The 26,314-nt window shown below is 52.3% G+C and carries 30 protein-coding genes and 3 tRNA genes; 22 read left to right on the top strand and 11 right to left on the bottom strand.

Going from position 1 to position 26,314, the window contains the following annotated elements:
* Positions 1 to 213 precede the first annotated feature (213 nt).
* Together larA and ATHL_RS05250 are read left to right on the top strand one after the other, a co-directional pair.
* A complete protein-coding gene (gene larA, locus ATHL_RS05245; protein ID WP_062190520.1) occupies positions 214 to 1,500 on the top strand; it encodes a nickel-dependent lactate racemase in 1,287 nt (428 codons plus the stop codon).
* A gap of 67 nt (positions 1,501 to 1,567) precedes the next feature.
* Positions 1,568 to 1,933 (top strand): nitrous oxide-stimulated promoter family protein, encoded by a 366-nt coding sequence (locus ATHL_RS05250; protein WP_084001192.1) that lies wholly within the window; start codon positions 1,568 to 1,570, stop codon positions 1,931 to 1,933.
* A gap of 97 nt (positions 1,934 to 2,030) precedes the next feature.
* Here the strand turns inward: ATHL_RS05250 and ATHL_RS05255 are convergent, their stop codons facing one another.
* Positions 2,031 to 3,131: a glycoside hydrolase family 172 protein gene (locus tag ATHL_RS05255; protein WP_062190522.1), complete on the bottom strand. Its 1,101-nt coding sequence runs from the start codon at positions 3,129 to 3,131 to the stop codon at positions 2,031 to 2,033.
* Positions 3,132 to 3,183: 52 nt separating this feature from the next.
* Positions 3,184 to 3,258: transfer RNA gene (locus ATHL_RS05260), tRNA-Val, on the bottom strand.
* A gap of 170 nt (positions 3,259 to 3,428) precedes the next feature.
* Between ATHL_RS05260 and ATHL_RS18800 the strand changes: the two genes are divergently transcribed.
* Positions 3,429 to 3,656, top strand: a complete 228-nt coding sequence (locus ATHL_RS18800; protein WP_162787594.1) for a hypothetical protein — start codon at positions 3,429 to 3,431, stop codon at positions 3,654 to 3,656.
* 1 nt (position 3,657) lies between these two features.
* Here ATHL_RS18800 and ATHL_RS05270 read toward each other — a convergent pair whose 3' ends face one another.
* Positions 3,658 to 4,548, bottom strand: a complete 891-nt coding sequence (locus ATHL_RS05270; RefSeq protein ID WP_062190526.1) for a hypothetical protein — start codon at positions 4,546 to 4,548, stop codon at positions 3,658 to 3,660.
* A 61-nt stretch (positions 4,549 to 4,609) separates the two neighbouring features.
* Between ATHL_RS05270 and ATHL_RS05275 the strand changes: the two genes are divergently transcribed.
* The 7 genes from ATHL_RS05275 to ATHL_RS18805 all read left to right on the top strand — a co-directional run bounded on the left by ATHL_RS05275 (position 4,610) and on the right by ATHL_RS18805 (position 8,249).
* Positions 4,610 to 4,798 carry a hypothetical protein gene (locus ATHL_RS05275; protein ID WP_062190528.1) on the top strand — a complete coding sequence of 63 codons (189 nt, stop codon included), beginning with the start codon at positions 4,610 to 4,612 and terminating at the stop codon, positions 4,796 to 4,798.
* Positions 4,799 to 4,844: 46 nt separating this feature from the next.
* Positions 4,845 to 5,204: a hypothetical protein gene (locus ATHL_RS05280; RefSeq protein ID WP_162787595.1), complete on the top strand. Its 360-nt coding sequence runs from the start codon at positions 4,845 to 4,847 to the stop codon at positions 5,202 to 5,204.
* Positions 5,191 to 6,216 carry an AAA family ATPase gene (locus ATHL_RS05285; RefSeq protein ID WP_062190533.1) on the top strand — a complete coding sequence of 342 codons (1,026 nt, stop codon included), beginning with the start codon at positions 5,191 to 5,193 and terminating at the stop codon, positions 6,214 to 6,216. The genes ATHL_RS05280 and ATHL_RS05285 overlap by 14 nt, the downstream gene beginning before the upstream one ends.
* A gap of 70 nt (positions 6,217 to 6,286) precedes the next feature.
* Positions 6,287 to 7,342, top strand: coding sequence for a primase-helicase zinc-binding domain-containing protein (locus ATHL_RS05290; RefSeq protein ID WP_062190535.1), 1,056 nt, complete (start codon positions 6,287 to 6,289; stop codon positions 7,340 to 7,342).
* Positions 7,335 to 7,682, top strand: coding sequence for a hypothetical protein (locus ATHL_RS05295; RefSeq protein WP_062190537.1), 348 nt, complete (start codon positions 7,335 to 7,337; stop codon positions 7,680 to 7,682). The genes ATHL_RS05290 and ATHL_RS05295 overlap by 8 nt, the downstream gene beginning before the upstream one ends.
* On the top strand, positions 7,670 to 8,074 hold the full coding sequence (locus ATHL_RS05300) for a hypothetical protein (RefSeq protein ID WP_062190539.1): 405 nt from the start codon (positions 7,670 to 7,672) through the stop codon (positions 8,072 to 8,074). Before ATHL_RS05295 ends, ATHL_RS05300 begins: the two co-directional genes overlap by 13 nt.
* Positions 8,040 to 8,249, top strand: a complete 210-nt coding sequence (locus ATHL_RS18805) for a hypothetical protein (protein WP_162787596.1) — start codon at positions 8,040 to 8,042, stop codon at positions 8,247 to 8,249. The genes ATHL_RS05300 and ATHL_RS18805 overlap by 35 nt, the downstream gene beginning before the upstream one ends.
* A 225-nt stretch (positions 8,250 to 8,474) precedes the next feature.
* Here the strand turns inward: ATHL_RS18805 and ATHL_RS05305 are convergent, their stop codons facing one another.
* The 3 genes from ATHL_RS05305 to ATHL_RS05315 all read right to left on the bottom strand — a co-directional run bounded on the left by ATHL_RS05305 (position 8,475) and on the right by ATHL_RS05315 (position 9,876).
* The gene (locus ATHL_RS05305) at positions 8,475 to 8,780 is read right to left on the bottom strand and encodes a hypothetical protein (protein WP_062190542.1); all 306 of its coding nucleotides are present in this window, start codon (positions 8,778 to 8,780) and stop codon (positions 8,475 to 8,477) included.
* A 27-nt stretch (positions 8,781 to 8,807) separates the two neighbouring features.
* Positions 8,808 to 9,746, bottom strand: a complete 939-nt coding sequence (locus ATHL_RS05310; protein WP_062190543.1) for a tyrosine-type recombinase/integrase — start codon at positions 9,744 to 9,746, stop codon at positions 8,808 to 8,810.
* A 56-nt stretch (positions 9,747 to 9,802) separates the two neighbouring features.
* A tRNA-Val gene (locus ATHL_RS05315) sits at positions 9,803 to 9,876 on the bottom strand.
* 66 nt (positions 9,877 to 9,942) lie between these two features.
* Between ATHL_RS05315 and ATHL_RS05320 the strand changes: the two genes are divergently transcribed.
* Entirely contained in the window at positions 9,943 to 10,704 is a 762-nt protein-coding gene (locus tag ATHL_RS05320; RefSeq protein WP_062190545.1) for a fumarylacetoacetate hydrolase family protein, read from the top strand.
* Between the two features lie 9 nt (positions 10,705 to 10,713).
* On the opposite strand, the gene ATHL_RS05325 is transcribed toward ATHL_RS05320, so the two are convergent.
* Positions 10,714 to 11,373, bottom strand: a complete 660-nt coding sequence (locus tag ATHL_RS05325; RefSeq protein WP_062190547.1) for a sortase family protein — start codon at positions 11,371 to 11,373, stop codon at positions 10,714 to 10,716.
* A gap of 222 nt (positions 11,374 to 11,595) precedes the next feature.
* Between ATHL_RS05325 and ATHL_RS05330 the strand changes: the two genes are divergently transcribed.
* From ATHL_RS05330 to mreB, 9 genes are all read left to right on the top strand, one after another.
* On the top strand, positions 11,596 to 12,354 hold the full coding sequence (locus tag ATHL_RS05330; RefSeq protein ID WP_062190549.1) for a YebC/PmpR family DNA-binding transcriptional regulator: 759 nt from the start codon (positions 11,596 to 11,598) through the stop codon (positions 12,352 to 12,354).
* Between the two features lie 7 nt (positions 12,355 to 12,361).
* Complete coding sequence (gene ruvC / locus ATHL_RS05335) at positions 12,362 to 12,853, top strand: crossover junction endodeoxyribonuclease RuvC (RefSeq protein WP_062190551.1); 492 nt, start codon at positions 12,362 to 12,364, stop codon at positions 12,851 to 12,853.
* Positions 12,850 to 13,665, top strand: coding sequence for a TrmH family RNA methyltransferase (locus ATHL_RS05340; RefSeq protein WP_062190553.1), 816 nt, complete (start codon positions 12,850 to 12,852; stop codon positions 13,663 to 13,665). The genes ruvC and ATHL_RS05340 overlap by 4 nt, the downstream gene beginning before the upstream one ends.
* On the top strand, positions 13,662 to 14,243 hold the full coding sequence (ruvA, locus tag ATHL_RS05345; RefSeq protein ID WP_062190555.1) for a Holliday junction branch migration protein RuvA: 582 nt from the start codon (positions 13,662 to 13,664) through the stop codon (positions 14,241 to 14,243). Before ATHL_RS05340 ends, ruvA begins: the two co-directional genes overlap by 4 nt.
* 198 nt (positions 14,244 to 14,441) lie before the next feature.
* The gene (atpA, locus tag ATHL_RS05350; protein ID WP_420807571.1) at positions 14,442 to 16,034 is read left to right on the top strand and encodes a F0F1 ATP synthase subunit alpha; all 1,593 of its coding nucleotides are present in this window, start codon (positions 14,442 to 14,444) and stop codon (positions 16,032 to 16,034) included.
* 18 nt (positions 16,035 to 16,052) lie between these two features.
* Complete coding sequence (gene atpG / locus ATHL_RS05355) at positions 16,053 to 16,961, top strand: ATP synthase F1 subunit gamma (protein ID WP_062190560.1); 909 nt, start codon at positions 16,053 to 16,055, stop codon at positions 16,959 to 16,961.
* Positions 16,958 to 18,370, top strand: a complete 1,413-nt coding sequence (atpD, locus tag ATHL_RS05360; protein WP_062190562.1) for a F0F1 ATP synthase subunit beta — start codon at positions 16,958 to 16,960, stop codon at positions 18,368 to 18,370. The genes atpG and atpD overlap by 4 nt, the downstream gene beginning before the upstream one ends.
* A gap of 16 nt (positions 18,371 to 18,386) precedes the next feature.
* Positions 18,387 to 18,800: an ATP synthase F1 subunit epsilon gene (atpC, locus tag ATHL_RS05365; RefSeq protein WP_062190564.1), complete on the top strand. Its 414-nt coding sequence runs from the start codon at positions 18,387 to 18,389 to the stop codon at positions 18,798 to 18,800.
* Between the two features lie 79 nt (positions 18,801 to 18,879).
* Positions 18,880 to 19,884 (top strand): rod shape-determining protein, encoded by a 1,005-nt coding sequence (gene mreB, locus ATHL_RS05370; protein ID WP_062190566.1) that lies wholly within the window; start codon positions 18,880 to 18,882, stop codon positions 19,882 to 19,884.
* A 9-nt stretch (positions 19,885 to 19,893) separates the two neighbouring features.
* Here mreB and ATHL_RS05375 read toward each other — a convergent pair whose 3' ends face one another.
* Entirely contained in the window at positions 19,894 to 20,514 is a 621-nt protein-coding gene (locus ATHL_RS05375; protein WP_062190568.1) for a redox-sensing transcriptional repressor Rex, read from the bottom strand.
* Positions 20,515 to 20,611: 97 nt separating this feature from the next.
* Here ATHL_RS05375 and ATHL_RS05380 point away from each other — a divergent pair, with 97 nt between their 5' ends.
* Positions 20,612 to 21,829, top strand: coding sequence for a damage-control phosphatase ARMT1 family protein (locus ATHL_RS05380; RefSeq protein ID WP_062190570.1), 1,218 nt, complete (start codon positions 20,612 to 20,614; stop codon positions 21,827 to 21,829).
* Positions 21,830 to 21,882: 53 nt separating this feature from the next.
* On the opposite strand, the gene ATHL_RS05385 is transcribed toward ATHL_RS05380, so the two are convergent.
* The 3 genes from ATHL_RS05385 to ATHL_RS05395 all read right to left on the bottom strand — a co-directional run bounded on the left by ATHL_RS05385 (position 21,883) and on the right by ATHL_RS05395 (position 24,981).
* Positions 21,883 to 22,584: a zinc metallopeptidase gene (locus tag ATHL_RS05385; RefSeq protein ID WP_062190573.1), complete on the bottom strand. Its 702-nt coding sequence runs from the start codon at positions 22,582 to 22,584 to the stop codon at positions 21,883 to 21,885.
* A gap of 197 nt (positions 22,585 to 22,781) precedes the next feature.
* Positions 22,782 to 22,853: transfer RNA gene (locus ATHL_RS05390), tRNA-Arg, on the bottom strand.
* 64 nt (positions 22,854 to 22,917) lie between these two features.
* A complete protein-coding gene (locus ATHL_RS05395; RefSeq protein WP_062190576.1) occupies positions 22,918 to 24,981 on the bottom strand; it encodes a thioredoxin domain-containing protein in 2,064 nt (687 codons plus the stop codon).
* Between the two features lie 188 nt (positions 24,982 to 25,169).
* Here ATHL_RS05395 and ATHL_RS05400 point away from each other — a divergent pair, with 188 nt between their 5' ends.
* Complete coding sequence (locus ATHL_RS05400) at positions 25,170 to 26,300, top strand: GNAT family N-acetyltransferase (protein ID WP_062190578.1); 1,131 nt, start codon at positions 25,170 to 25,172, stop codon at positions 26,298 to 26,300.
* Positions 26,301 to 26,314 lie beyond the last annotated feature (14 nt).

Consider the following 26,314-nt stretch of genomic DNA (forward strand, 5'->3'; position numbering starts at 1 on the left):
TTCATATTGCCCCGGTTCAACTTTTGGTAAAATGAGGTTCAGGCGCATTCCAGGTGTGCCTCTCTGTTCGTCGGATGTGGGGTGGTCTATTCACTACCCCTCATCCATTTAACCACCTTTTTACCAGCTTTGGAACGATCACGAAAATGCCCGAGTTATAATCAAACTATAAAATGGATAACGATAGGCAACCGAATCAGAGGTGTGGTGAAAATGGACGTTCAACTGGCTTACGGGAAAAAAGGATTATCTCTTCGGTTAGACGATACCTGGAACGTGAGTGTGGTCGAACCGTTGTACACTCCGGGGGTAACCGATGCACGCGGAGCCTTACAGGAGGCTTTACGCAACCCAACAGGTACAAGGCCCCTGCGCGAGCTGGTGAAGAACAGTGATCGGGTGGGCATTATTTTCAACGATATCACCCGAGCCACTCCCAATCAGGTCATTCTACCGGCGATTCTGGCCGAGTTGGAACATGTTCCACCGGAGAAGATTACCCTGTTCAATGCCCTTGGGACTCACCGCCCAAATACGGAAGAGGAATTGCGCCAGATGCTTGGCGATTCGATTGTGAAGACCTACCGCATTGTGCAGAATAATGCGTTTGAGCGCGCGACGCAGGTAAGCCTTGGAATGACTTCGCTTGGACATGAAATCTGGATTAATCGCGAACTGGCCAACTGTGATTTTCGAATCCTGACAGGGTTTATTGAACCTCACTTTTTCGCGGGTTATTCCGGGGGTGGTAAGGCGATCATGCCGGGAATGGCCGGGCTGGATACCATTCTGGGGAACCATTCAGCGCAAAACATTGGTAATCCGCGTGCGATCTGGGGTATCACTCATGGAAATCCGATCTGGGAAGAGATTCGAGAAGTAGCCTTAAAAACCGGCGCGGATTTTTTAGTCAATGTGACTCTCAATCGCGAAAAAGCCATCACGGCAGTTTTTGCCGGGGACCTAGATCAGGCCCATGAAAAAGGGTGTGAGTTTGTCAGGCGCACTGCCATGGTACCGGTGGATGAACCATTTGATATTGTTGTGACTTCCAATTCGGGATATCCCCTGGACCTGAATTTGTATCAGACTGTGAAAGGAATGAGCGCCGCGGCTCAAATTGTTCGGGAAGGCGGAGCGATTATCATTGCTTCGGAATGCTGGGATGGTATTCCCGATCATGGATTGTTCGGGCAACTCCTGCGAGAATCGGCTACACCCGAAGAACTCCATTCGCGGATCAACCAGCCTGGATTCTCAAAGCAAGATCAATGGCAGGCGCAGGTGCTGGCGATGGTGCTCTTGAAAGCTGAAGTATACGTCCATAGTGATTATTTGAGCGCAGAGCAGTTGAGACAGGCAATGTTACAACCTGCGATTTCTATTGAAGAGATGGTCCAGAGTTTACTCAATCGGTATGGGAAGCAGGCGAGGATTTGCATTCTTCCAGAAGGGCCGGTGACTATTCCTTACATTCGGCAAACTGCGCGAGTCGTTTGATCTTCATCAACGAAAGCTTACGTGGGGTGAATTACTATCAAACAAATTCAAACTTCGAGGATACAGAATGAACGCCATTCACCCCAGGCTGCAAAGAGAACGTCGAACGATTTATGCCATGCAGGTCATTTACTGCCGGGATCATCATGGGTTTCCATCAGGTGCTCTGTGCAGTTCCTGCCAGGAGCTATTCGACTATGCGATGATGCGCCTGTCTCGTTGCCCATATCAGGAGCGCAAGCCAACCTGTGCCCGTTGCCCAATTCATTGTTACCAGCCAGTGATGAGAGAACGTGTTCGTAAGATGATGCGGTATTCAGGCCCGAAAATGCTTTTGAAGCATCCAGTCTTGGCTATGGCTCATCTTCTTGATGGCCGGCGAAAAGCGCCACCTTTACCCCGGAGGCGGATCAGAGAACAGGCCACAGATTGAATCAATCGTACCCGGGGTATGATAAGGCGTAGAGATCCGGGCCAGGTGCCCTTCATGTGAGATTCTCGGATGAAGGGTACCTGTTTTCTTGTTTTTTTTAAATGACCTCCAGGTAATTGGCATCAGGAAGCCTGGGGAAAGGTGCATGAGGTTCTGCCTGGTACCAGAAGGCTGTGGTGGCGATATCATCCTGGCGGGGGAGATAACGACCTTTCCCTTCAAACGGAGAGCGCCAACCCAGGTCTTGAATGGTGGCACGCAGGTCTTTGTCAAAACGAATGGGGTCCATAATGTGCCAGCGATACAAGCCGAAACGCATGGTGCTTCTGTACAAACCGTCAGGTTGAATCACCTGTGGCATACCCAGAAATGCTGTGGAATACACTCCATACTGTCCACGTGGATGCTCGAAGCACCATGCGCCACCGAAATAATCTTCTGTGCCGGTACCGCAGTAGGTGGGGAAATTGGTATCGCCATCGATGAAGAATTTAACTTCTCCTTCACCCCACCAGCCATCGTTGTTAACCCCGATGGCCATATAAGTGCCCACGTAATGACCTTTTCCTTGCACTCCATCCAGGATGGTATGGTCGGTCATATAAGCCAACGGGTTAGAACGCCGCCACTGGGCATGAAAATAAGCCATAGTTTCAGGGACGGTTGTGAGGGTGTAGTCAATCTGATAGAAGAAACCGGGTACCGGATCAGGAGTGAGGTTTTCGATGGTGATGCGGGCATGTTCTCGGAAAGGCATTTCCCAGTAACTGTTGAAACCGCCGGCAGGGTTAACCGCGATGGGCAAAGAATTTACATTACAACGTACTCCCCAGCCGTTGCAAAAAAAATCACCGAGGGGGGTCTCAACCGATGGCGTTGGTTCGTGATCCCAGTACATGCGGAGAACCAACCGCCTCCATGCTGCTGGATCGACGGTGATCCAGATGTGTTGAATAACACCTGGACCCTGAATGTCTGCCAGATCGGTCACTTCGCGGCCCTTGAGGGTGATGCAGGGGCGAACTTTCCAGCCCTGGCCCAGCTCGCGGGCGGGTCCATCGGCCAGGCCTTCAACCGACATGCCCCCTTTACCTTTTTCTCCGCGGGGGTTTTCTGCACTGATCGAGCGGTAGACAGCCTGAGAAAGCTCAGGCAGGTTGCCGAGATGCAACCCGAGGCCATTGAAAGGAATCTGCATTGTGCCTCCAAAGCAGGAAAATGATGGGTGAAAGTAAGGAAAGGGGAGAGAGTGGGCGGAACAGGACTCGAACCTGCGACCTCATCTTTGTAAGAGATGGCCGAAACACGGCTCACCATACCGCCACAGGTGGGGGTCATGACCGCGCCGACCGCCACATATAGCCTGTTTTTAATCTTCCGTCAGAGCGCCCACAAGGAGAAGATGTGTTCGGAGCGTGAATCTCGCGGGCTGTTTTCCATTGTAAGCCGCAGGCTAAAAAAGGCAAGAAATTTTAAGGTTTCTGTAAGGTGAGCCGTGATTGCGGCGAGGCTGGCGACGATGGTGGGCACGGCAGGAGGGCGTCCATCAAAAACCGTGCAAATTTGCATGGTTTCTAAAGATACTGCCGCCGACTTATTGAACGTCTCTCCGCGTCTTGTGGCTACCGTCAAAGCCGTAGAGCGCGAAGCGCGCAGGTTTGGCGGGCCCGGCTGGCCAGGCGGATTAGAACGCTTGTCCGCGCCACAGGTGGGGGGGTTGTGATTTATCCCTGCCAGTTCAGGATGGCAGGCTCACGCTTGCGTTTGAAGCGTTTGAGGGCGGTGTTGCGGTCACGCTGAAAGTTGGTTTCATGCTGATAAGCCCACTGGGGATAAAGCGAATTCCACTTTTGCATGGCTTCACGACCGTTCAAACCTTCATGCTGGGCCGCAAAAAGGGCAAGTTGGCGGTGCTTTTCGGAAAGCGAGCGGTTGCGCTGGCGGCTTGCGGCGATGCCATAAGCACGCATGAGCAAGCGCTGGTATTCGCCAAATGCCTTTGCCAATTCACGGGGGGGACAGGTCAGGGTTACGGTGATGGTGATGGCGCTGGCAAGGGGGTAGTCCAAATTCCAGTTGCCTTTCATGGTGAACTTTTGCATAACTGGCTTTTGGCCTGTCAAAATAAAGGTGCGGGCGCTTTCGGGTGTCCAGCCGTAGGTTTTGGCAAATTCATCAGCCAGTTTTTGAACGAACGCAGAGAGTGCGGCGGTATCGAACGGGTAATCGGAAGCCCGGCAGACTTCGGCTAGAAATTCGCTTTCCCTGCCGGTTTGTGCCAGTTTGCCTTGAAAGATGGTGTCACGCAGCCGGACAAAATCAATGTGCTGGCAGGCTTGTTGAACCTGAAAATCAATCAGGGTTGCCAGCGTTTCATCCGTGCTGGTTTCGGTCAGGCGGGGCGGTTGTTTCGGCTTGTAAAGGCGCAGGGCAAGCCTGGCGGCGTCCACAAGGCTGTAAAACTGGTTTTCGCGTTCCTCGCGCTTCAAATCGGGGTCAAGGTAAGCGCCAACGTAGCCTTCGGCTTTGAGAGCGTCCCAAAGGTAATCATCCAGTTGCAGGCGTAATTCGGCTTCAAGGGCGGTGCGTAATTCGGCTTCGGTTTTTAGTATCACTTTAACGCTCCCTAAATTGATAGTGTACGATTATTGTAACACATTTGCGGAGTGTTTGAGGATGAAAAAGGAAAAAGTGACTCGAACTTTTGTCGTTCATTTGCGGTTGAGCCGGCCGGAAGCGGAAACTTTGAAACGCCTTACTAGGCACTTGGGCATGACGCAATCGGCAGTGGTGCGCTGGCTGGTGACCCGTGAGGCGGGGCGGTTGGAAGGCACGAAAAGGGGGGAAAATGGCAACGGCAATTAATAAAACAAGGCCCGCCGTGCCCGCGGCGGGCCAAGGCACGACACGCGTGGTTGATGCGCGTCAAACCTATTATAGCGCGGACGGCAAGCCTGTGGCGCGCCTTTGTGGGCGCACTTTGAAGAAAAAGGCGCGGGCTTCAAGCCACATGCTACGCCGGCCGCCTGCTTGGGCGATTGACCTGCAAATCCTTGAAGCCGCAAGGCGTGATGGTGCGACACAAGTTGAGGTGCTGGATGTCGAAACCAGGCGGATTTATCGAGCCTCGATTGACGCCTTCGCCTTGCACGGCTTCAAACTCAACAGGGGGCACGGCGACCAAATCGGGCTGGCTTTGTCCCACTGGAAAGTAGAAGCGCGGGGGGCGGCGCAGTTGGCGCTGTTTGGAGTGCGAGATGGGCGACCTTGACGAGATGCTAAATCAAGCCAGCCAGGCGGCGCAGGGTATGCCGGCCATCATCAACGGCAAAGACCTGATGGCCATGACCTTTCCCGAACCCGCCTGGGTTGTGGATAACATCATTCCTGCGGGAATGACAATCCTAGCCGGGCCGCCCAAAAAGGGTAAATCGTGGTTAGCGCTGGAATTGGCGCTTGCGGTTTGCAATGGCGGCTATTTTTTGGGCCGCAAGGCGCAAGCCGGACGGGTGCTTTTCTGCGCGCTTGAAGATAGCCCGAGGCGATTCAAAGACCGCCTGCAAAAACAGGGCTGGACAGCGGCGGCACTGGAAAACCTGGACGTCATCTTTGGACGCGACTTCCAAAGGCTTTTCGGAAAGCAAAACGGCCTGGCGGCTTTTACCGCATTTATAGCCGCTGGGGATTATTCGCTTGTGATAGTGGACACAATCAGCCGGGCATTCCACATTCGGGATTGGAACGATGCGGCGCAAGTTACAAGTATCCTATCGCCGCTTCAAGAAGCGACATCAGAGAGCGGCGCTAACCTGCTTTGCCTAGACCATCACAAAAAACGTAATGGATTTGACCCAAACCCAATCGAAGACATCATGGGCAGTGTTTCCAAGAGTGGCGTGGCGGATACCATTCTAGGCCTTTACAAAGAGAGCGGAAAGCCAGGCGCAAAACTCGCCGTTGTGGGTAGAGATGTTGAGGAGTGTACCATAGACTTGCGCTTTGACGCATTCGCCGGGTGTTGGGTGGAGACCGCAAGGAACGATAGCTTAACAGATGCGCAAAATGAGACCATACGAACCATTGAGCGTTTAGGTGGCTTTGCTACTCTTGCGGATTTAGTAAATGCTACGAATCGCAATCGGGGAACTTTGTATAGGGAGTTGGTTAACCTTCAAGATAAGGGGCTTGTAACATACGATGGTAAGTGCTGGAAAACCACACTTAAAGCAACAGACGCAACAGACGCAACAGACGCAACAGACGCAACAGACGCAACAGACTAATGATTTTTGTTGCCTTTGTTGCCTTTGTTGCCTTTGTTGCGTCTTTTCTAATGGCAACACGGAGCGAACCATGAGCAATTTTGATGCGGACTACATTCAGCGCACGTTCGACTTACTCTCTCTTGTGGAGCGAGATACCCACGTGCGCAAGGTTGGCGCAAACTGGTATGCTGGGCCGTGTCCGTTCTGCGGCGGTACTGACCGCTTCGTCTTGAAGCAGACCGCTGACGGCTGGCGCTGGTTGTGCCGCCACTGCACGGATGGCCAGTACCAGGATGCCATCGATTACATTCAGCGGCGGGACGGGCTGGACTTCAAAGAGGCGCTGGAACGGCTGGGCGGCGGCAAACCTTCACCCTTGCGGGCTGAACCGGAGCGGACGGCTGAACCAGAACCGCAAGGGCAAACGCAGGAAACACGGGAACGGCTGAAACAAATCGCCTTCGATGCGTCCAGGCGGATTGACCTTGACGATGACCCACTGGCGCAGACCGTCAGAAATTACCTGCACGGGCGGGGATTACTACCGCCGACCTGGCAGTTTGCACTGCTGGGAGCGGCGGAAGTTTACGACCCGAAGGCGGGGCGCAAACGCCCGGCGGCGGTCATACCCTACTTCAATCGTCGCCTGGAGGTGCGGGCGGTAAAGTTTCGTTTTGTGGATGGCGCTTCGGATGGCCTGCGCTATATCGCCGCAAAGGGGAGCGTGAACGATTTATACTGGCTACCTGAGGAGGTTGGGCGCTTTGAACGCCTGCTTGTGGTGGAAGGCGAGCTGAATTACCTGAGCCTGGCGCAAACGTTACCGGAGCTTGACCTGATAAGCACGGGCAGCCAGTCCCTCACGGCGGAGATGCAGGAAGTACTGCAAAAAGTGAGCAGGCGATACCGGCGGGTGTTTGTGTGGCTGGATGACGGCGACCGTTCGGCAAAACTGGCATTGCTTTTGAGGGGCAAAGCGTTTAAATCGCCGCTGATGGACGGGCAGAAATGGGACGCAAACCGGCTGCTGCAAGCAGACATGTTGAACGAATTTGTAGAAAAGGCTTTCAGCGTTCCCTGTCACGGCTGGCGGTTGAGCGATTGGCGGGCGCAGTACGAACCGCAGGGGGTGATGCATGGCTGACACGACCTGGAAACAAACCGAACGGGCGATAGCCGGGCGGCTGAACGGCAAGCGTCAAGGTGCAGTTGGGCGCACAGGGGCGGATGTGGTGAATGATTGGCTTGCGGTTGAGGTCAAGCACAGGCGCAGGCTGCCGCAGTGGCTGAAAGACGCACTGACGCAGGCCCGCAGCGGCGCAGGCGACCGGTTGCCGATTGTGGTACTGCACGAGGCAGGGCAGAGGCACAGCGCCGACCTGGTACTTGTGCGCCTTGCGGATTTTCAAGATTGGTTTGGCGAGGTGACGCATGACCCTTACCTGTTGGCGGAGGCAGGAAACGAGGCAAAATGGCAGAGATAACATCCACACAACGGCGCTTCCTGGCCGCGTTGCTGGTGAGTAGAACGGTATCCGAAGCCATCCGCAGGGCGAACGTGTCCGAACGTTCGGCCTGGCGCTGGATGAAGGATGAAGCCTTCAGGGCGGCGCTGGAAGAGGCCGAAGGCCAGACGCTGGAAGATGTAATGCGCCGGTTGATTGGAATGCAGGAGCAGGCGCTGAACGCCCTTCAGGCCATTCTAGGCGACCCGCAGGCCAGGCATGGCGATAAACTGCGCGCTATCGATATGGCGCTATCTCACTTCCTGCGCCTACGGGAAGCCATCACGCTTGAAGAGCGGCTGAATGAACTGGAACGGAGGATAGAGGAGGTACGGAATGAACAACATGGCAGGCCGGTTGAAGCGGATTGAACGGGCGATAAGGCCGGTAAAATGCCCGGAGTGCGGCGGCCCGGCGACAAAATACGATAATCTGAAGGTTGAAATCCACTGGCGCACCTGCGATGACCCGCCGATGAAGCCGGAATATTGCCCGAAGTGCGGGCGGCAGCTTGTGTTTGTGGTGGAGTGGCCGGATAAACGGTAATAAAATGCCCGTAGAACGCGCCAGGATGCCCGTAGAGCGATTTTTCCACGGCAAGGCATAAAAACACCCTTTGCCCGGCAGAACAGGCCTTACAGGGCGTTTTGTGCCCTTTGCCCAACACAATGACTATTATGTTGTGCATACTGGCCGACAGGGCAAAAAAAGCCCTGCCACTTGCGGCAAGGCTGAACAATCCGGGCGTGGTGGATGATTCGGTATCGGATACTATGCGTCTTCTACGGTAACACCAGGAAAGGCTTCTTCAAGCGATACCCGCTTTTCGGGCAATTCTTCAAACATTTCTGCGGCTTCTTGCGGGGTGAGCGGTTGCAGCGCGTCTCTTTCCCCCTGCCAGCAGGTGAGGCGGATGGAGAAGTAGTTGCCTTTGGGGGTGCGGTACAGGAAGGTATTTCGTCCGTGCCGTTCAAAGTTGTGCCCATCCCAATAATCATCGCCTGCCAGCAAGGTTGACTTGCTGACGTCATACCGCTTGCCGTTCTTGACTTCGGCCCATTCTTTAGGGGGTTTCATGGTTTTACTCCTTTCGGTCTATGCCTTTTATCGGGAACTGTGCCCGGATTGTTTGAGGTTATCCACAGGGCTGGCGTGCCGGTGGGCTTCCAGCAGGTCAGTGTCCAGCCATTGAATATAACGGCGGGTAGTTTCCAGGTTGGAATGGCCCAGGATGGTTTGCAGACTGACCAAATCCATGCCGTTTTGCAGGCTGAGCGTGGCAAAGGTGCGGCGCAGGGCGTGCGCGGAGAAGGCCACTCCCGCCTTTTTCGAGAGCCGCCGCAGGAGCGATTGCAGGCCGTGGGGAGTGAAGGGGCTGCCGCTTTCGGTCTGGAACAGCGGGGCGTCCGCGTCCTGACTGGGGCAGGTGCGCAGGTAAGCCAGCAGGGCGCGCCTTGTGGTTGCGCCAATCACGGCCAGCCGGTCTTTGCGGCCTTTGCCTTGCCGCACCCTGACCGCGCCGGTCTGTAAATCCACGTCTGCCCGTTGGAGGTTGCAGACTTCCTGACGGCGCAGGCCGCTGTCCACCAGGAACAAGACCAGCGCCTTCTCCCGTAAGGCACACACGTTCAGCACCTTTTGCACCTGTTCGGCGGTGAGGAACGATAGCCGCTTCTGGCGCACTTTGGGCATGTCAAAGGTGACCGGCTGGGGAAGATAGCCTTCCCTGTGCCAGAAGCGGAGAAGCGTCCGAATGCGGCTGGCTACGGTGTGGGTGGTGGTGCTTTCGGCGTCCTGATACAACGCCAGGAACTGGCGCACGTGGCGGGCGGTCACTTCATGAGGGGCGGTCATGCCTTGACCTTCCAGCCAGGAGATAAATTTACCCAGCGTGTCCGTGTAATTGGCGAGGGTAGTTTTCGAACACTGCATGGCCTGGCGGCTGAGGATGAAATCCGTCCAGGCGTCACGCAGGGCGACAGAGGCGATGTTAAAGGATTGGGTTTCGAGGAGATGAGGTCGTTGTTTGGATGGGTGAGACATAAAGACCGCCATATATGGGGTTATGGCGGTCAAATGGTGGGGATGAACCGTACCTGTGGGCGGAACAGGACTCGAACCTGCGACCTCATCTTTGTAAGAGATGCGCTCTAACCGACTGAGCTATCCGCCCGGGTAGGGAAATTATACATGAAAATTCATGAAGTATGTTAAACTGGCGAAAAAAGGAGGTGGTATTATGCGCTTCATTCGATATAGTCTAGGGGATGAGTTACCGCGGTACGGTTGGATTTATCAGGATCATGTTGGATTGGTCGAGGGAGATATTTTTAATGAATACCGTCGGCTGGAGGCCGGGATGCCTCTGGAGCGAGTTAAGTTGTTTGCCCCTGTTCGGCCGGGAAAAATCATTGCAGTTGGAAGGAATTATGTGGAACATGCCAGAGAACGGGGTGCTGAGGTACCGGAAATCCCTTTGATCTTTCTAAAACCTCCCTCGTCGGTCGTTGGGCCTGGAGAAGCAATTTTATTACCCCCTCAATCTAAACAGGTGGACCATGAAAGTGAACTGGCCGTGGTGATTGGGAAAAGAGGAAAATGGATTGCAGCGGAGGATGCGCTGGATTACGTTTTCGGGTATACCGCGGCGAACGATGTTACTGCCAGAGATCTCCAGAAGGTGGATGGTCAGTGGACGAGGGCTAAAGGATTTGATACCTTTTGTCCTCTTGGTCCATGGATTGAAACCGAACTCGACCCCGCCGATGTACTGATCCATTGCCGGGTTAATGGTGAGTTGCGACAGGTCGGTTCAACGAGGGATATGGTGTTTTCGGTGCAGCAGTTAATTGCGTTTATCTCTTCAGTGATGACTCTGGAACCTGGAGACGTGATTTTAACGGGAACACCAGCTGGAATTGCCCCGTTGAAAGTCGGAGATGTGGTCGAGGTGGAAATCGAAGGGATTGGAGTATTATCGAACCCGGTGAAAGCACTCTAACTGATAAGGTTACCTGGCCACCAGCGTATCCCCGGACGCCCAGGCGGGCGCCGGATTATAGAGTATCAAAGGAGCTGATAAGGGAGGAGTCCCGGTTTCAAGTTCCGCAATGATAAATAGCCGCCCCCAGGATGGATTCCCATTTGCCTCCAGACAGGTTTGCAGGACGAGGCGTTTACCGTCTCCGGTGGCATAAATATGGTTAAAAAGCTCGGTGGCGGTCATTCGGCGACCGGGCGAATCCAGTGGGGAAAAGTCACTTTTTGGGCTGGAAGGAGTAAGAGCACGGTATTTTTCTATAGCAGTAATTCGATAGAGTGTAATGGAGCCATCCTGGGTGATAAGTTGAAGCGATTGCCCGGTTTTTAATTGGCTGAACGCGGCCCCCGCCAGGGTGTTATGGGCGAGCAAACCGATGGTTCCATAAGTGCGGGCAAGGGAAAAATCGGTCACAACACCGGGCTCGGAAGATACAAAGGCGGGATCCCCGGCCGGTTGAGGGGAGATCGTGAAAGAAAACAGGCTATTTGCAGAAAGCCGGGCGTATTTCAGGGAGGTTTTCTGGCTGTCAGAGGGTTGTGTTTGCGGATCTGCATGAGCCAGCGAAGCTCCCTGAAAAAACAGGAAACAAGAGAAGAAAATGACAAGAAGGCGCACGATTTTCTGCATGGCTTATTAACCGTTTTGGTGTTGAAACGGTTATATTTTAGTTAATTTATCGGTGTTTCAGTGGTTATGGAGGCAGGTGTAAGGGGACTGTAAGGGACGAAGAACGGGTGAGTGTAGCAATGAGGGCGAAAGGGTATGAAAAGGTGAGCAGGGGTTCTATGGTATAATCTGGGCACTAGGGAGAATACTCTCCATTTACTCGCACTGAGGAGAAAACGAGGTATGTCTGGTCACTCAAAATGGGCAACCATTAAGCGCAAAAAAGGCGCGGCTGATGCAAAGCGAGGCCAGGTTTTCACGCGCCTGACGCGTGAAATCGTGATGGCTGCTCGCGAAGGCGGCGGAGATGTGGACACAAACTTCAGGCTCCGCCTGGCGGTCGAAAAAGCACGCTCACAGAACATGCCTAAGGAAAATATTGAGCGGGCAATCAAACGCGGAACCGGTGAAAGTAAAGAAGGGGAAGCTTTCGAGCAGATTTTTTACGAGGGTTATGGGCCTCATGGGGTTGCCATGATGTTCGAGTGCTTCACGGAAAACCGCAATCGAACTGTGGCAGAACTCAGGCACCTTTTGAGCAAGGCGGGCGGCAGCCTTGGCGAGGCCGGTTCGGTGGGATGGCAGTTCAAACGCGTGGCTTATTTTGCGGTTCCGGCTGCAAAAGCGAATTTTGATAAAGTTTTTGAGGTGGCTGTGGAAGGTGGCGCCGATGATGTGGTGCAGGATGGCGACACGATTGAAATCTATGCGCCGGTAGAAAACTTTAAGTTGATGGGTGATGCTCTCCGGAATGCCAAAATTGAGATCGAAGAGGCCGAGTTGCGCATGATTCCTCTGAATGAAGTTGAACTGCCGGTAGATCAGGCACTGCAGGTACTGCGCACCATCGAGATGATTGAAGACCTGGATGATGTGCAGAACGTGTATCACACCCTGCGGCTGTCGGACGAGGCAATTGCTGCATTGGAGAGCGAAGCGTAGCGGCGCTATGTTGGTCCTGGGAATTGATCCGGGAACGGCAACCACTGGTTATGGTCTGGTGCGGGAGTCTCCTCAGGGCGATCTGGAGATGGTGGAGTGTGGGGTAATCAGTACCCCGGCCGGTCTGGAAGCCGAAAAGCGCCTAAAACTCTTGTATGATCGAATCGTTGAAATTTTACTTCTCCACCGCCCCGAGTGCGGAGCGGTGGAGAAGTTGTTTTTCAGGCGGAATGTGACCACAGCCATTGCAGTGGGGCAGGCGCGCGGAGTTGCTCTGCTGGCTATGGCGCAACATCAGGTGGCTGTTGCTGAGTATACTCCCATGCAGGTGAAGCAGGCGGTGAGTGGATATGGTGGTGCCGACAAGCATCAGGTTCAGGTGATGGTACAGGCGATCTTGAATCTGGATGCGCTTCCCCAGCCAGACGACGCGGCTGATGCCCTGGCTGTGGCTATTTGCCACCTCCATAGTTATCGTTGGAACACGGCGGCAGAATGATTACCAGCCCGAGCAACGAAAAAATTAAGTGGATAAGAAAGTTGCAGCAAAAGAAATTCCGGCAGGAAACGGGGCTTAGCTATGTTGAGGGCCTGCGGGTGGTAGGCGATGCCTGCCAGTATTCCGCCGGGGTGGAATTGCTGATCGTCTGTGAGGAATTGTTGAGAAGCCAGTTCGGAGCGGCTTTGATTGCCCGGGAAAGATCCAGAGGAACTGAGGTGGTGGAAGTGAGTAAGCCCGTGTTTGAGGCCTTTTCACTCAAAGAACACCCTCAGGGAATTGCTGCGGTGGTGAGACAACACTGGTCAATTTTGGATGAAGTAGCCCCGGAACGAGAGAAACCCTGGGTAGTCCTCGATTCAATCGCTGACCCCGGAAACCTTGGCACTATCCTTCGCAGTACCGATGGAGCGGGTGGGGCAGGAGTGATTCTGCTGGATCAATCTACCGATCCTTATGACCCGGTTTCTATCCGGGCGAGTATGGGGGCATTGTTTCATCTGAAAATATGCCGGGCAACTCTCGAAGAATTTGCGCGATGGAAAACTTCTCGAGGATGTTTTGTAGTTGGTACTTCAGATGCAGCCGCAACCGATTATCACCGGTTTCAATACCCGGAATATTGCGTTTTGATGATGGGAAGTGAACGCCAGGGATTGGGCCAGGGCCATTATGCCCTCTGTGATGCGGTGGTAAGTATTCCGATGCTTGGTGTGAGCGATTCGCTCAATCTGGCTGTAGCTACTTCTCTGGTTCTTTATGAGGTTTTGAACCAGCGGAGAGACCGTTTGGAAGGAGGACTCTCCCGATGATCGCGTCTATTGAAGGGGAAATTATCGGGTTTGGTGAGAATTCCATTGTGGTTAGAACTGGAGGAATGGGATTTCAGGTAGCTGTACCCACCAGCTTACGGGCAGGTTGCCGGATCGGGGAGACCATTTCTCTTTTTACCCATCTGGTGGTGAGGGAAGATTTACTGGCTTTGTACGGTTTCGCTACAGAAGCCGAGAGAGATTTCTTTATCCTGTTGCTTGGCGTGAATGGCGTTGGCCCGCGCATTGCGCTTTCGATCCTCTCTATTCTCTCTGTAGATGCTATTCGTCGGGCGGTGTTAAGCGAACAGGCGGATTTGTTTTCCAGAGTGCCGGGCGTAGGCAAGAAAAATGCGCAGAAGATCCTGCTTCATTTGCAGGGAAAGATTAAAGGTGAAGGAATAGAGCTGGCAAGCGGCATCAGTTCAGCAGATGAGGCGGTGCTGGAAGCCCTGACCTCACTGGGTTACAGTGTGGTGGAAGCGCAGATGGCGCTTCAGTCGATTCCAAAAGATACTCCTGATGATGTGGAGGAAAGATTGCGCCAGGCACTACGGTACTTTAACCCGCGCGGATAAAGATGACCTCTGAAATCTGGAGGGGGTGTAATGGTAGGGGTCAAATTTTCTGGACATTCTTTTTTCTTTCAGGTATGATTGTTGCGTTATCCAATCGACGGTACATGCACCGGGAGTTGAAGTATCATGACTGATTTTATCCGACAGATCACCGAAGATTTACAGGCGCGAATTGAAACCTTTCAACCGGCTTTAGAAGTGCGTGATATTGGCACTGTGGTCGAAGCCGGTGATGGGATCGCCCGGGTTGACGGCCTCGCCAAAGTTCGTTCTCAAGAGCTTGTGCAATTTGCCAATGGGGTTATGGGAATTGCATTTAATCTGGAACACGATTCGGTGGGGATCATCATACTGGGAGACTACACCAGTATTAAAGAAGGTATGCAAGTTTATACAACCGGTCGGATTGCCTCGGTGCCCGTTGGAGATGGGTTAATTGGACGGGTGGTGAATGCCCTGGGTGAGCCGATTGATGGCAAGGGTGCGCTGAATTTTAACGGATACCGGGCCATCGAGCGGATTGCTCCCGGGGTGATTGAAAGGCAGGATGTTGATACCCCGGTTCAGACCGGGATCATCGCTATTGATTCGATGATCCCAATCGGGCGCGGTCAACGTGAGTTAATCATCGGGGATCGTCAAACAGGAAAGACGGCAATTGCCATTGACACCATTATCAACCAGAAAGGGAAAGACCTTATCTGCATTTACGTGGCTATTGGTCAGAAAAAAGCCGCTGTCGCCCGCACGATTGCTCTTCTGGAAAGATTTGGGGCAATGGAACATACGGTTGTCGTGGTGGCAGCGGCAGATGAACCGGCGGCCATGCAGTACATTGCCCCATACGCAGGTTGTACGATTGGGGAAGAGTTCATGGAGAAAGGTAAGGATGCCCTGGTGATCTATGATGATCTTTCCAAACATGCCTGGGCATATCGGCAAGTATCGCTTTTACTGCGCCGTCCGCCGGGCCGTGAGGCGTACCCAGGCGACGTTTTTTACCTGCATTCCCGGTTATTAGAGCGGGCTTGCCGCCTGGCCGACAAGTATGTGCTGGTCAGGAAGGATTTTGAAGGAAAAGAAGCCACCATTGAAGATGCAGTGGATGGTAAGGTTTTTGGTGGTCCACTCTCACGCCATGACGCAGAACAGGCGCGAAAGGCAATGCCTTCACCGGATGAGTACAGGGTCGTCAAGCTGGCGGGAAGCGGGGGATCATTAACTGCGCTGCCCATTATTGAAACTCTGCTCGGGGATGTATCGGCATATATCCCTACAAATGTCATTTCTATCACCGATGGTCAGATATACCTTGAGAATGATTTGTTTAATGCTGGTATTCGCCCGGCGATCAATGTAGGTATCTCGGTCTCGCGGGTGGGTGGTGCCGCCCAGACAAGAGCTATTCGTCAGGTGGCGGGGCGGTTGCGCCTGGATATGGCTGCCTACCGGTCGCTTGCGGCGTTTGCGCAATTCGGTTCAGGTCTGGATAAGGCCACCCAGAACCAGTTAAATCGAGGGCAACATCTTCAGGAAATTCTCAAGCAACCCCAGTATGAGCCAATCCCGCTGGAACACCAGGTAATCATTCTGTACGCCGGAACCAATGGTTATGCGGATGAAATCCCATTAGATCAAATGCGAAACTGGAAACAGGCGCTGGTACGGCATATTGAGGCGGGATACCCTGAAATTGCCCGGTCGATTGCTCAGGAAAAACGTATTACCGAGGAAACAGAAGCCCGACTGAAAGAGGCCCTGCAAGCATTTACCTCAACCTGGGTCGGATGATGATGGGGGAAACTGGCCATGCCATCGACTCGTGAAATGCGGCTGCGCATTCGCAGTGTGAAGAACCTGGCTCAGGTAACCCGTGCTCTGGAAACAGTCAGTGCAAGCCGGGTACGAAAAGCCATTCAGGCCAACAACGCTACCATGCCCTATGCTGAAAAAGCCTGGAAGGTTTTAATCCATCTGGCACGCCAGCCGGGCCGGGATGTGCTTCACCCTCTGCTGAGACAGAGAGACAGGGTTGATCGAATTCTGGTGATAATGGTGAGCAGTGACCGCGGGCTGGCCGGAGCTTACAACATGAACATCACCCGACACACGCTTTCTGAGTTTGACCGGGCGGGTGTTCCGGTTGATTATGTTACTGTGGGAAGGAAAGGGCGCGAACTTCTGGTCAGGAAGAAAAAGAACGTGGTAGCTGCCTTTGTCGATTTGCCATCTCCACCGAGTTTCAATGATGTGGCGGCGATCGGGCAGCTGGTGGTGGATGATTACCTTAAGGATGTATATGATCAGGTTTTCATCACCTATACCCACTTCCGAAATATGATTAAACAGGAGCCGGTGACGCAAAAGTTATTACCTCTGACTGTGGTTGACAAGGAGCATGCGAAGCCGGGTGATCTGAGTGCTACCCATCGAACCAGCTCGGTGTTCACCTACGAACCAGATCAAAATGAAGTTCTGGAAAATGTGGTACCCCATTTTACGGCCATCCAGATTTACAAGGCCATTCTTTCTGCGCAGGCGAGTGAACATGCGGCCCGGATGGTTGCCATGCGGAATGCCACTGAAAGTGCCAATGAGCTGGTTCAATCACTGCAATTGGAATATAACAAATTGCGCCAGTCGATTATTACGAATGAAATGCTGGATATCGCTGGTGGAGCGAATGCCTTACAGAATGATGAACGGGGAGTAGGATGATGGAACGGGTCTTCAACAACGTGGGTCGAATAGTCCAGATTCAGGGAAGTGTGGTCGATGTGGAGTTTCCGGCTGACGAGATGCCAGAGATTTATGAAGCACTGGAAATCGTTACTGCAGACGATCAACTTCCGGTGGTTCTGGAGGTGGAAAAATACCTTGGAAACAACTGGGTACGCACGGTGGCTATGGATTCCACGGATGGATTACAACGAGGGCTCTCTGTCCGACGGACGGGCGGGCCTATTCGTGTACCGGTCGGGCCAGTGACGCTGGGACGGATTTTTAACGTCCTGGGCCGTCCTATCGATAATAAGGGGCCGGTCGAAAGTTCCATCATGTATCCCATTCACCGGCCTGCGCCCAGTTTTGAAGATCAGTCGGTGCGGGTTGAGGTTTTTGAAACAGGATTGAAGGTTATTGACCTGATTGCACCGTTTACCAAAGGTGGAAAGACCGGTATTTTTGGCGGGGCAGGTACCGGGAAGACCGTCATCATCATGGAGTTGATCCGTTCCATCGCCACTGTGCATAAAGGAAATTCGGTTTTCGCCGGAGTGGGTGAACGAACCCGTGAAGGTACGCAGTTATACCGTGAAATGCTGGAATCTGGCGTTATGAAGGATACCGTGATGGTATTTGGACAGATGAATGAGCCAAGCGGGGTTCGGTTGCGCGTGGCTTTAACAGGTCTGGCCATGGCGGAATACTTCCGGGATCAAGGGCGCGATGTATTGTTGTTCATTGATAATATCTTCCGTTTCACGATGTCTGGTTCGGAAGTATCGGCCCTGTTAGGCCGAATGCCATCGGCAGTGGGATATCAACCCACACTGGCTACTGAAATGGGTGAGCTCCAGGAACGCATTACGTCCACCAGGCAGGGTTCCATTACTTCCATGCAGGCAGTCTATGTTCCAGCGGATGATTACTCAGACCCGGCGCCGGTAGCAACTTTCACCCATCTCGATGCAACGATTGCCCTCGACCGGGCGATTGTCGAGAAAGGTATTTTCCCGGCGGTTGATCCGCTGGTGTCTACTTCGCGGATTCTCGATCCGAATATTGTAGGGGAAGAACATTATCGTACTGCCCGTGAGGTACAGCAGGTATTACAGAGATATAAAGATCTCCAGGATATCATTGCCATTCTTGGGTTTGACGAGTTAAGCGAGGATGATAAGCTGGTGGTATCGAGGGCGAGAAAAATCGAACGTTTCTTCTCGCAGCCCATGTTTGTGGCTGAACAATTTACTGGCCGGCCCGGGGTATATGTGCCCTTGCGGGAGACCGTGCGAGGGTTCCGCGAGATTTTAGATGGAAAGCATGATGATTTGCCCGAGCAGGCCTTTTATATGGTTGGGACAATTGATGATGCTGTAGCCCGGGCAAAAGAACTGGCGCAATAATGGGATAGATAGGACGATGACCATTCGTTGTGAAATTGTTTCTCAGGATCGAATCGTCTATCAGGACGACGTGGATATGGTGGTGTTACCGGGGACTGCCGGAGAAATGGGGATTTTACCTCATCATTCGCCAGTGTTAACGACTTTGAAATACGGTGTTATCCATGTGAAAAGACAGGGAGAGGAACTCTTCTTCACCGTGGCGGGAGGGATTGCAGAAGTGCAACCTGACCAGGTAACCGTCCTGGCTGATGCAGCTGAAAATGTGGAAGAGATCAATATCCAGCGCGCCGAAGAGGCGCGTCGGAGGGCAGAGCAGCTTCTTAAAGAAGGAGCTGAAAAGAATCCGGATATCTATTTACAGGTTCAGGCAGCATTACGCCGTTCCAACCTGCGGATCAGTGCGGTAAAACGCTACCGCCGTGGATAGGTAGTTTGCTCATCATCGAAGAGGGGCTTCTCCCCTTATATTGGTATATAGTAGACAAAAGGTTAAGGAAAACGTATTCATGGCGTTATTTACCCGAGAGCTGGGCATTGATCTGGGAACGACGAACACCGTAATCGTTGAAGGAGATCAAATTCTACTCAACGAACCAACGGTGGTGGCGATCGTTGTCTTTGAGCAGAAAATGGTGGAATGGGGAAGGGCTGCCCGCGATATGATCGGGCGGGTTTCTGACACCATTGAAGTTGTTCGACCGCTCCAGCACGGGGTGATCGCTGAATATGAAATTACCGAGAAGCTTTTAAAATTCCTGGTGCGAAAAACCGCCGGGCCAATGCAACTCTTCCCGCCACGGCTGATGCTTACTGTGCCTTACGGGGTGACCAGCGTGGAGTGCCGTGCGGTACATGAGGCCGGGCTTAGTGCTGGACGGGAAGTATACCTGATCCCTCAACCTCTGGCAGCTGCGATTGGGATTGATCTCCCCATTGGTACGCCTTCAGGAAACATGATTCTTTCGCTGGGAGGAGGAACCATCCAGGCGGCGGTACTGGCGATGAACGATGTGGTTCGGGCTGAAACCCTGCGCAGTGGCGGGATTCGGATGGATGAAGCGATTATCAGTTATGTTCGGAAAAAATACGGAATTATCATCGGGCAGCCGACGGCTGAACAACTGAAAATTCGCCTTGGTGCGGCCATTCCGCAGGACGATCAGAGTTCGATGGAAGTGCAGGGACAGGATCAGGTCACCGGTTTACCGAAACCTGTTTCTCTGACGAGCAATGATATCGTTGATGCCCTGCAGGAACCCCTTCAGGAGGTGGTGAGCTGTGCGCGCCGAGTGCTGGAGAAAACCCCACCTGAATTGATTGCTGATATTATTGATCGGGGGGTGGCGCTGTGCGGTGGAGGGGCTTTACTGCGAGAGATCGACAAATACCTGACCAAAGCCCTGGGAATTCCGGCTTATCTGGTCGATAATCCCACAACATGTACGGCTGAGGGGGCGGCACGGGCGCTGGGAATGCGCGATGCTTTATCTCGCAGTCTGTTACAGGTCTGAGGCTCTTTGTTATTCCAGGTAATACGTCATCCGTTGTAAGTAGATGATGGGATCTACATACTGGACGTGAACGCCCCGGGGGACTGAAAGCGTAATCGGGGCATAATTGAGAATAGCCCGAACTCCGGCTGCAATCAGGGAATCGGCCACTGCCTGCGCTTCACTCGCAGGCACAGTGATCATGCCGATTTTAATTCCATGATGGCGTATTTTTTCGACCATCTGATTTGCATCCTGCACGATCAGGTTGCCAGCTTTTTGACCGATTTTTAGTGGATCGGAATCGAAAATTAATGCGATGCGAAAGCCATGTTCTGCAAAGCCCTGATAATTGGCAATGGCGTGTCCTAAATTCCCTGCACCAACGAGCGCCATCTCCCAGATACGGTTAACTTTGAGGATTTCCCGGAGTTTATGGATGAGATAATGAATGTTATACCCTTTCCCTTGCTTACCAAACTCTCCATACTGAGAAAGGTCTTTGCGAATCTGGGCGGCTGAAATTCCAATGAACTCCCCCAGTTCCTGAGAGGATGTCGTCTGGACTCCATCTTTTTCCAGGTGCTCCAGGGCCTGCAAGTAACGAGGAAGTCGGCTCACCACAACATCTGGAATCGATTTTTCGGGCATGCTTCATCCCCTCGCGGACTTATTTGTATTAAATCTATCATAAAAGGCTGTTTCGTGCAAATTATCACAGGTTGCAGAGCAAGGTATAATCAGGCTCATGTTCCAGAGATGTCATTACCCCCCTCCCTTTTCATGTTCTGAACCTGGTTCCTTTGCTGAGCATACCTTGCTGGTACGCCTACCCGAAATTGCCCGACGGGTGATTGAAGAGAATGACTTCTCGGGCTGGATTAACCGGCGGATCATGGCCCTGGTCGAAGAAATGCCGGAGGGACAGATCCGGCTTTTCAATGACCCTGGCGCGCCCGACCTGGATTATTGGGCCGTTCATCTTGCCCCATGGTTGGGAAAGTCGTGGCGCGAATTGAGTTTCCTGGCATGTGAGATGATTTTTTACCGAAGGATGCTAGAAGCCACGCGTTATTTTCAGCCTGGTGATACTTATCTGGTAGACCCGTATGGGTTGCAAAAAAGGCTCGGTTATAACACGTCCCGGTTAGGGGCGAAAGAACTGGTTCAACGGTCAGGGCAATGGAGAGATGCCTCAACTCCGGTTGAGGATGCTTTATATGAAGCGATTGACGCCAACTTATGGGCAAACCGGGCGGATTTGAGCATCTGGCCTGCCAGCGAAGATTCACCGGGGGCGCTTCCAAACCGGCTCCATCAGGCGGATGAATATTTGCTGGTAAACGACCTTGATCGGGCGGTGCAATGGATAAGTTCTGGTAAGGATGTGAGAAAAGAAATCCATTTTCTGATCGATAATGCGGGCTTTGAGTTGATTCATGATCTGGCCCTTGCAGACGTGCTATTGGGGCGTCAACTGGTGGGGCGGGTGATCTTTCATGTGAAAGCTTATCCAATGTTTGTTTCAGATGCCATCGAAGGCGATGTAGTGCAGACGGTGTTGAATTTATGCGGAGAAGCGGAGCAGGAATTATCTACCTTTGGAAGAAGATTGGAGGATTATCTCGCAGGAAACCGCCTTCAAGTCATGAGTGACTTTTTCTGGTCAGCTCCGTTACCTTGCTGGGATATGCCCGCTCATCTCAAAGCCCTTTTATCAAAATCCTGGCTGGTGATCAGCAAAGGAGACGCCAATTATCGTCGTCTGACAGGTGACTGCCACTGGTCGGAAGATACGTCCTTTCAAGAGGTCGTGGAATATTTTCCTGCGCCGGTTTTAGCGCTGCGTGTGGCAAAATCGGAAGTGATGGTTGGTCTACAACCTGGTCAGGCATCGACATTATCGGCCCGGGATCCTACCTGGAAGACGAATGGCCGCTGGGGATTAATTCAATTTCGAGGTTAAAAAAACTGCCGGGATATGTTTACCCGGCAGTTTTTCACGGGGATCACCCGGGGTTAATCGCGTTGCCGTCCAGAGAGAAGGAACAGGTAATAAAGCACTGTGGAAACTGCCTGGATGGCAGCAGCGACGTAGGTCAGGGCGGCGGCGTCGAGCACACTGTGAATGCCCTGCATTTCGGTATTGTATACCATGCCGCTTGTAGCCAGGATGGCCTTTGCCCGGTTACTTGCGTCAAATTCAACCGGCAGGGTGATGAGAGCAAAGACTGCTGTTGCCGCAAAGAGGATCAAACCGACCCATGCTACCGTGTTGCCCAAAAGGAATAACCCCAACATGAAAATAATCGGGCCGAGCCAGCTTCCAATTTGAACTGTTGGAACGATGGCTGAGCGAATCTGCAGAGGGAAATAATTTTCCGCGTGTTGCAGGGCATGCCCGGCTTCATGGGCGGCAATGCCTGCTGCTGCAATGCTGTTACTGCGATACACGTTCGGGCTGAGGCGAAGGGTACGAGAAATCGGGTCGTAATGGTCACTAAGGAACCCTGAAGTCTGTTCAACCTTCACACTGGTCAGCCCGTGACTATCCAGAATTCTTCGCGCGACCTCAGCTCCAGTCAACCCGGTAAAGGTTCGGATGCGTGAGTATTTGTTAAATGCAGACTGGACTTTAATCTGTGCCCAGAAACCGAGGATCAAGGCCGGCAGGCTGAATAACAGATACAACCCGTAACCTCCGAAGTAAAATCCTCCCATCTTGTTACGTCTCCTTTCACCGTATCGTCGTGGTGCTCGTTAACCCGGCCCCTGAAAGAACCGGAGAAAAGGGCAGGGTCTTTTCTTTAGATGCACTTTTTAGATAAAGATAGCAGTTCTGTATAAAAGAAAGATTAGAAAAAAGCCGACGGGTATATAGATTTGATAAAAAAGGCGGCTAAGAAGCCGCCGTAGAGCGCGCCTGCCGAGACTCGAACTCGGGCTTCCACCTCCGGAGGGTGACGTGATATCCACTTCACTACAGGCGCATAGGTTGGTGCAAATTATACAACGAGACCCACGCACTGGCAAGGCGTCGACATGGCTCTTCGCTCAAGCTGCCATGGTTGGCAGACCTGAAAGTTGTTGATCCATTTCCTCTGGACTGTATACAGGTTGTTTGCAGGTAAAACCTTCGCAAATGTATGCGGTGGTTCGGTTATTCTGGAGGGGGCGATGTTGTACCAAAGGAGGGTGAAGCTCAGTGGCGGGAGGTGGCGAGAGGACAGCCGTTACCAGACGGGGTCGGAATTGATTCCATAAAACTTTGATAAAGGGGTTGTCTTCCGATATCTCAGCGGGGAAGATGAGAGCAAGTTGTTTCGTTGGGCCGATTGAAAAATCCAGCGCTTGAAGCCAACACCCAAATGCAGTGGGGTGCCGGATCATCATGTCCTGAAAGGTGGCCAGGTTGGATTCTGCCAGAGGACGATACCGATTTTCACCGGTGAATTCGGCCATGTGGAGCAGTACCAGGGTAGCAAGAGAATTCCCACAGGGTGTAGCCTGATCCTGGAAGTCTTTGGTGCGGTAAAGGATGACTTCTTCATGAGGGGAGACATCGAAAAAACCGCCTGCCGGATCGTGGAATTGCGTTATCATCTCTTCTGTAAGGACGTGGGCCACCTGATACCAGCGGAGATTGAAATCTGTCTGGTAGAGAGATAGTAATCCCAGAATAAACGAGGCATAATCTTCAAGGAAAGCCTGCTGAGTGACTTTGCCATTTCGCCAGGAACGGTAGAGTGTTCCGTTCTTCTGGAGATGATGGAGGAGAAAATCTGCATTTTTCTGAGCCGCTTTTAAGTAATCTGCGCGGTGCAGATATCGGGCAGCCTCTGCCAGTGCACGCAATGCCAGACCATTCCATGACAATAACACCTTATCGTCGGTGGATGGCCTGCTCCGACTGGAACGAACCTCCAGCAATCGCTGATGGATGGCATCCAATCGCTTTTGCACCTCTTGAAGGGAAGACCCGGATTGATGAGCTAACTGCTCGAGACCAATTTTCTGCTGCAGAATGATCTGACCATCAAAATTGCCCGAAGCTGGTAGATCATAAACCTGGCTGAACCATTCAAAGTCATCCGCTGAATTGATGGCCTGTTTTAATTCTGCATGGGACCACAGATAAAATTTGCCCTCTACACCTTCTGAATCTGCATCAAGACTGCTATAAAAACCTCCGTCCGGGTGGGTTAACTCTCGAAGTATAAAGTCCAGAGTTTTTGTTGCGGTTGCAAGCAGCAGTTCGTCTTTTTCCAGTAAGCCTCCGTGCAGGTATGCCAGAGCCAGCTGGGCGTTGTCGTAAAGCATTTTTTCGAAATGCGGGACAAGCCAATGATCGTCGGTGCTGTAGCGTGCAAAACCTCCACCGACAACATCCATGATGCCGCCACGATTCATAACCCGCAAATGGTGCAGAGCGGCCTGCCGGGCTTCGGAGTTACCACGAGTACCCTGTAACAGAAGGAACTCAATGGACATGGGTTGAGGGAAACGCGGTGCTGGTCCCCAGCCTCCGAACTGCCAATCGTACGTAGAGAGGATGGCCCGGGTGGCCTGAGGGAGCGCTTCGGAGCGAAGTTCATGGTTGGGAGAATGTCCCCAGGAAGCGTAGGTGGAAATATGGGCGGTGAGCCTGTGTGCCGTGTTGCGAATTTCCTGCCGGTCTTTTTCCCACGCCCTGGCGGCCGCCAGTAAAACCTCACTGAAGGAAGGCATACCATACCGTCGCTGGGGCGGAAAATATGTACTGCCAAAAAAAGGTTCACCTTCGGGAGTCAAGAATACACTTAATGGCCAGCCGCCCTGTCCGGTCATCGAAACGACAGCGTTCATGTAAATGCTATCTATCTCTGGTTTCTCTTCACGATCTACTTTGATGTTGATGAAATGCTCGTTCATGATCCTGGCTACTTCAGGGTCTTCGAAAGATTCATGCGCCATCACGTGGCACCAGTGACAGGACGAATAGCCAATCGATAGAAAAATGGGTTTATCTTCCGTTTTTGCCTTCTCAAATGCTTCCGCTCCCCAGGGCATCCACTCTACGGGGTTTTCGGCGTGGTGGAGAAGATATGGTGAGGATTCATAAATCAAACGGTTGGGCATGGTTACTCTCTCGTAATATGATAAATTGAGTATAAATAGTTTTGTTCCTGCGGTCAAATGACAGTCCGGGTTTTTTCCTCATGGCAGAAAGGGGTAAAAACAGGGGGTTGATAGCGAACTCTTTGCGTATCGAATAAAGCCTTCAGGTGTATACTCAATGATCATCCTTTTTTTGTGCGGAGGAACTTATGGTCACTGTCGAGAAAGTTGACACCACTTCGTCGGCTCAGGTTCATCGTTTTGTCCAGTTCCATTACGATCTGTATCGGGGAACACCGCAATGGGTGCCGCCGTTTTACAGCGACATTAAATTGATGTTGAATCGAAAAAAACATCCTTTCTTTGAACACTCCGATGGAGACTTTTTTATTGCCCTGAGGGGCAAAGAAGTGGTTGGGCGGCTGGCAATCCTGGAAAACCGCCCATTTAACCAGTATCATGGCACAAAGAAGGCGCAATTTTATCTGTTTGATGTAATCAACGATCTCGAGGTGGCCAAAGCCCTGTTTGCCCGGGCCGAAGAGTGGTGCAAGGAGCGTGGATTAACAGAAATTGTTGGCCCGAAGGGACTCAGCCCCTTTGATGGATATGGCATTCTGGTAGAAGGTTTCGAGCATCGCCAGATGATGACGATGATGAACTATAATTTTGATTATTACCCGCGTTTGATGGAAGCAATGGGTTTTGAGAAAGAGGTGGATTTTGTTTCCTGTCACCTCACGCGAGATAATTTCACCGTTCCGGATAAAATCCGAGAAGTTGCCCGGCGCGTCCGTGAACGAGGGAAATTCAAGGTGATCAATTTTAAATCGAAGAAAGAATTGAAAGCCTGGGCACCGAAGATTGGCGAGGCTTACAACAAAACTTTTGTGAATAACTGGGAATATTATCCACTGACTCAGAATGAAATCAAGTTCGCACTGGATAATTTACTGGTGGTGGCCGTTCCTGAGCTGATTAAAATTATCACCTACAATGATGATGTAGTCGGCTTCATGTTTGGGTTCCCAGATGTGTCGGCGGCTTTACAGCGGCAGGGTGGGCGGATCACTCCCTGGGGACTGGTGGATATTCTCCTGGAGTTAAACCGAACACACTTCATCTCTCTCAACGGGGTGGGGGTTTTACCGGAATTCCATGGCAGAGGGGGAAATACTTTGCTTTATGATGAGATGGCCCGGGTTTTGCAGGATTCGCGTTTTACAGAAGGCGAATTGACTCAGATGGCGGAAACCGCGGTTCAAATTCGAAAAGATATGATTACCGCTGGTGGAGTGCCATGGAAGAATCATCGGGTGTATCATAAAACAATCGGATAAGTGGTGGTTTTGCG

The sequence above is a fragment of the Anaerolinea thermolimosa genome (genome assembly GCF_001050195.2).
GTDB classification, from domain to species: Bacteria; Chloroflexota; Anaerolineae; order Anaerolineales; family Anaerolineaceae; genus Anaerolinea; species Anaerolinea thermolimosa.

Excerpts from the sequence above, each read along its gene's own strand:
- larA (WP_062190520.1), top strand. The coding sequence starts at position 214 with ATGGACGTTCAACTGGCTTACGGGAAAAAAGGATTATCTCTTCGGTTA.
- ATHL_RS05250 (WP_084001192.1), top strand. The coding sequence starts at position 1,568 with ATGAACGCCATTCACCCCAGGCTGCAAAGAGAACGTCGAACGATTTAT.
- ATHL_RS05255 (WP_062190522.1), bottom strand. The coding sequence starts at position 3,131 with ATGCAGATTCCTTTCAATGGCCTCGGGTTGCATCTCGGCAACCTGCCT.
- ATHL_RS05275 (WP_062190528.1), top strand. The coding sequence starts at position 4,610 with ATGAAAAAGGAAAAAGTGACTCGAACTTTTGTCGTTCATTTGCGGTTG.
- ATHL_RS05285 (WP_062190533.1), top strand. The coding sequence starts at position 5,191 with ATGGGCGACCTTGACGAGATGCTAAATCAAGCCAGCCAGGCGGCGCAG.
- ATHL_RS05290 (WP_062190535.1), top strand. The coding sequence starts at position 6,287 with ATGAGCAATTTTGATGCGGACTACATTCAGCGCACGTTCGACTTACTC.
- ATHL_RS05295 (WP_062190537.1), top strand. The coding sequence starts at position 7,335 with ATGGCTGACACGACCTGGAAACAAACCGAACGGGCGATAGCCGGGCGG.
- ATHL_RS05300 (WP_062190539.1), top strand. The coding sequence starts at position 7,670 with ATGGCAGAGATAACATCCACACAACGGCGCTTCCTGGCCGCGTTGCTG.
- ATHL_RS18805 (WP_162787596.1), top strand. The coding sequence starts at position 8,040 with ATGAACAACATGGCAGGCCGGTTGAAGCGGATTGAACGGGCGATAAGG.
- ATHL_RS05305 (WP_062190542.1), bottom strand. The coding sequence starts at position 8,780 with ATGAAACCCCCTAAAGAATGGGCCGAAGTCAAGAACGGCAAGCGGTAT.
- ATHL_RS05310 (WP_062190543.1), bottom strand. The coding sequence starts at position 9,746 with ATGTCTCACCCATCCAAACAACGACCTCATCTCCTCGAAACCCAATCC.
- ATHL_RS05320 (WP_062190545.1), top strand. The coding sequence starts at position 9,943 with ATGCGCTTCATTCGATATAGTCTAGGGGATGAGTTACCGCGGTACGGT.
- ATHL_RS05325 (WP_062190547.1), bottom strand. The coding sequence starts at position 11,373 with ATGCAGAAAATCGTGCGCCTTCTTGTCATTTTCTTCTCTTGTTTCCTG.
- ATHL_RS05330 (WP_062190549.1), top strand. The coding sequence starts at position 11,596 with ATGTCTGGTCACTCAAAATGGGCAACCATTAAGCGCAAAAAAGGCGCG.
- ruvC (WP_062190551.1), top strand. The coding sequence starts at position 12,362 with ATGTTGGTCCTGGGAATTGATCCGGGAACGGCAACCACTGGTTATGGT.
- ATHL_RS05340 (WP_062190553.1), top strand. The coding sequence starts at position 12,850 with ATGATTACCAGCCCGAGCAACGAAAAAATTAAGTGGATAAGAAAGTTG.
- ruvA (WP_062190555.1), top strand. The coding sequence starts at position 13,662 with ATGATCGCGTCTATTGAAGGGGAAATTATCGGGTTTGGTGAGAATTCC.
- atpG (WP_062190560.1), top strand. The coding sequence starts at position 16,053 with ATGCCATCGACTCGTGAAATGCGGCTGCGCATTCGCAGTGTGAAGAAC.
- atpD (WP_062190562.1), top strand. The coding sequence starts at position 16,958 with ATGATGGAACGGGTCTTCAACAACGTGGGTCGAATAGTCCAGATTCAG.
- atpC (WP_062190564.1), top strand. The coding sequence starts at position 18,387 with ATGACCATTCGTTGTGAAATTGTTTCTCAGGATCGAATCGTCTATCAG.
- mreB (WP_062190566.1), top strand. The coding sequence starts at position 18,880 with ATGGCGTTATTTACCCGAGAGCTGGGCATTGATCTGGGAACGACGAAC.
- ATHL_RS05375 (WP_062190568.1), bottom strand. The coding sequence starts at position 20,514 with ATGCCCGAAAAATCGATTCCAGATGTTGTGGTGAGCCGACTTCCTCGT.
- ATHL_RS05380 (WP_062190570.1), top strand. The coding sequence starts at position 20,612 with ATGTTCCAGAGATGTCATTACCCCCCTCCCTTTTCATGTTCTGAACCT.
- ATHL_RS05385 (WP_062190573.1), bottom strand. The coding sequence starts at position 22,584 with ATGGGAGGATTTTACTTCGGAGGTTACGGGTTGTATCTGTTATTCAGC.
- ATHL_RS05395 (WP_062190576.1), bottom strand. The coding sequence starts at position 24,981 with ATGCCCAACCGTTTGATTTATGAATCCTCACCATATCTTCTCCACCAC.
- ATHL_RS05400 (WP_062190578.1), top strand. The coding sequence starts at position 25,170 with ATGGTCACTGTCGAGAAAGTTGACACCACTTCGTCGGCTCAGGTTCAT.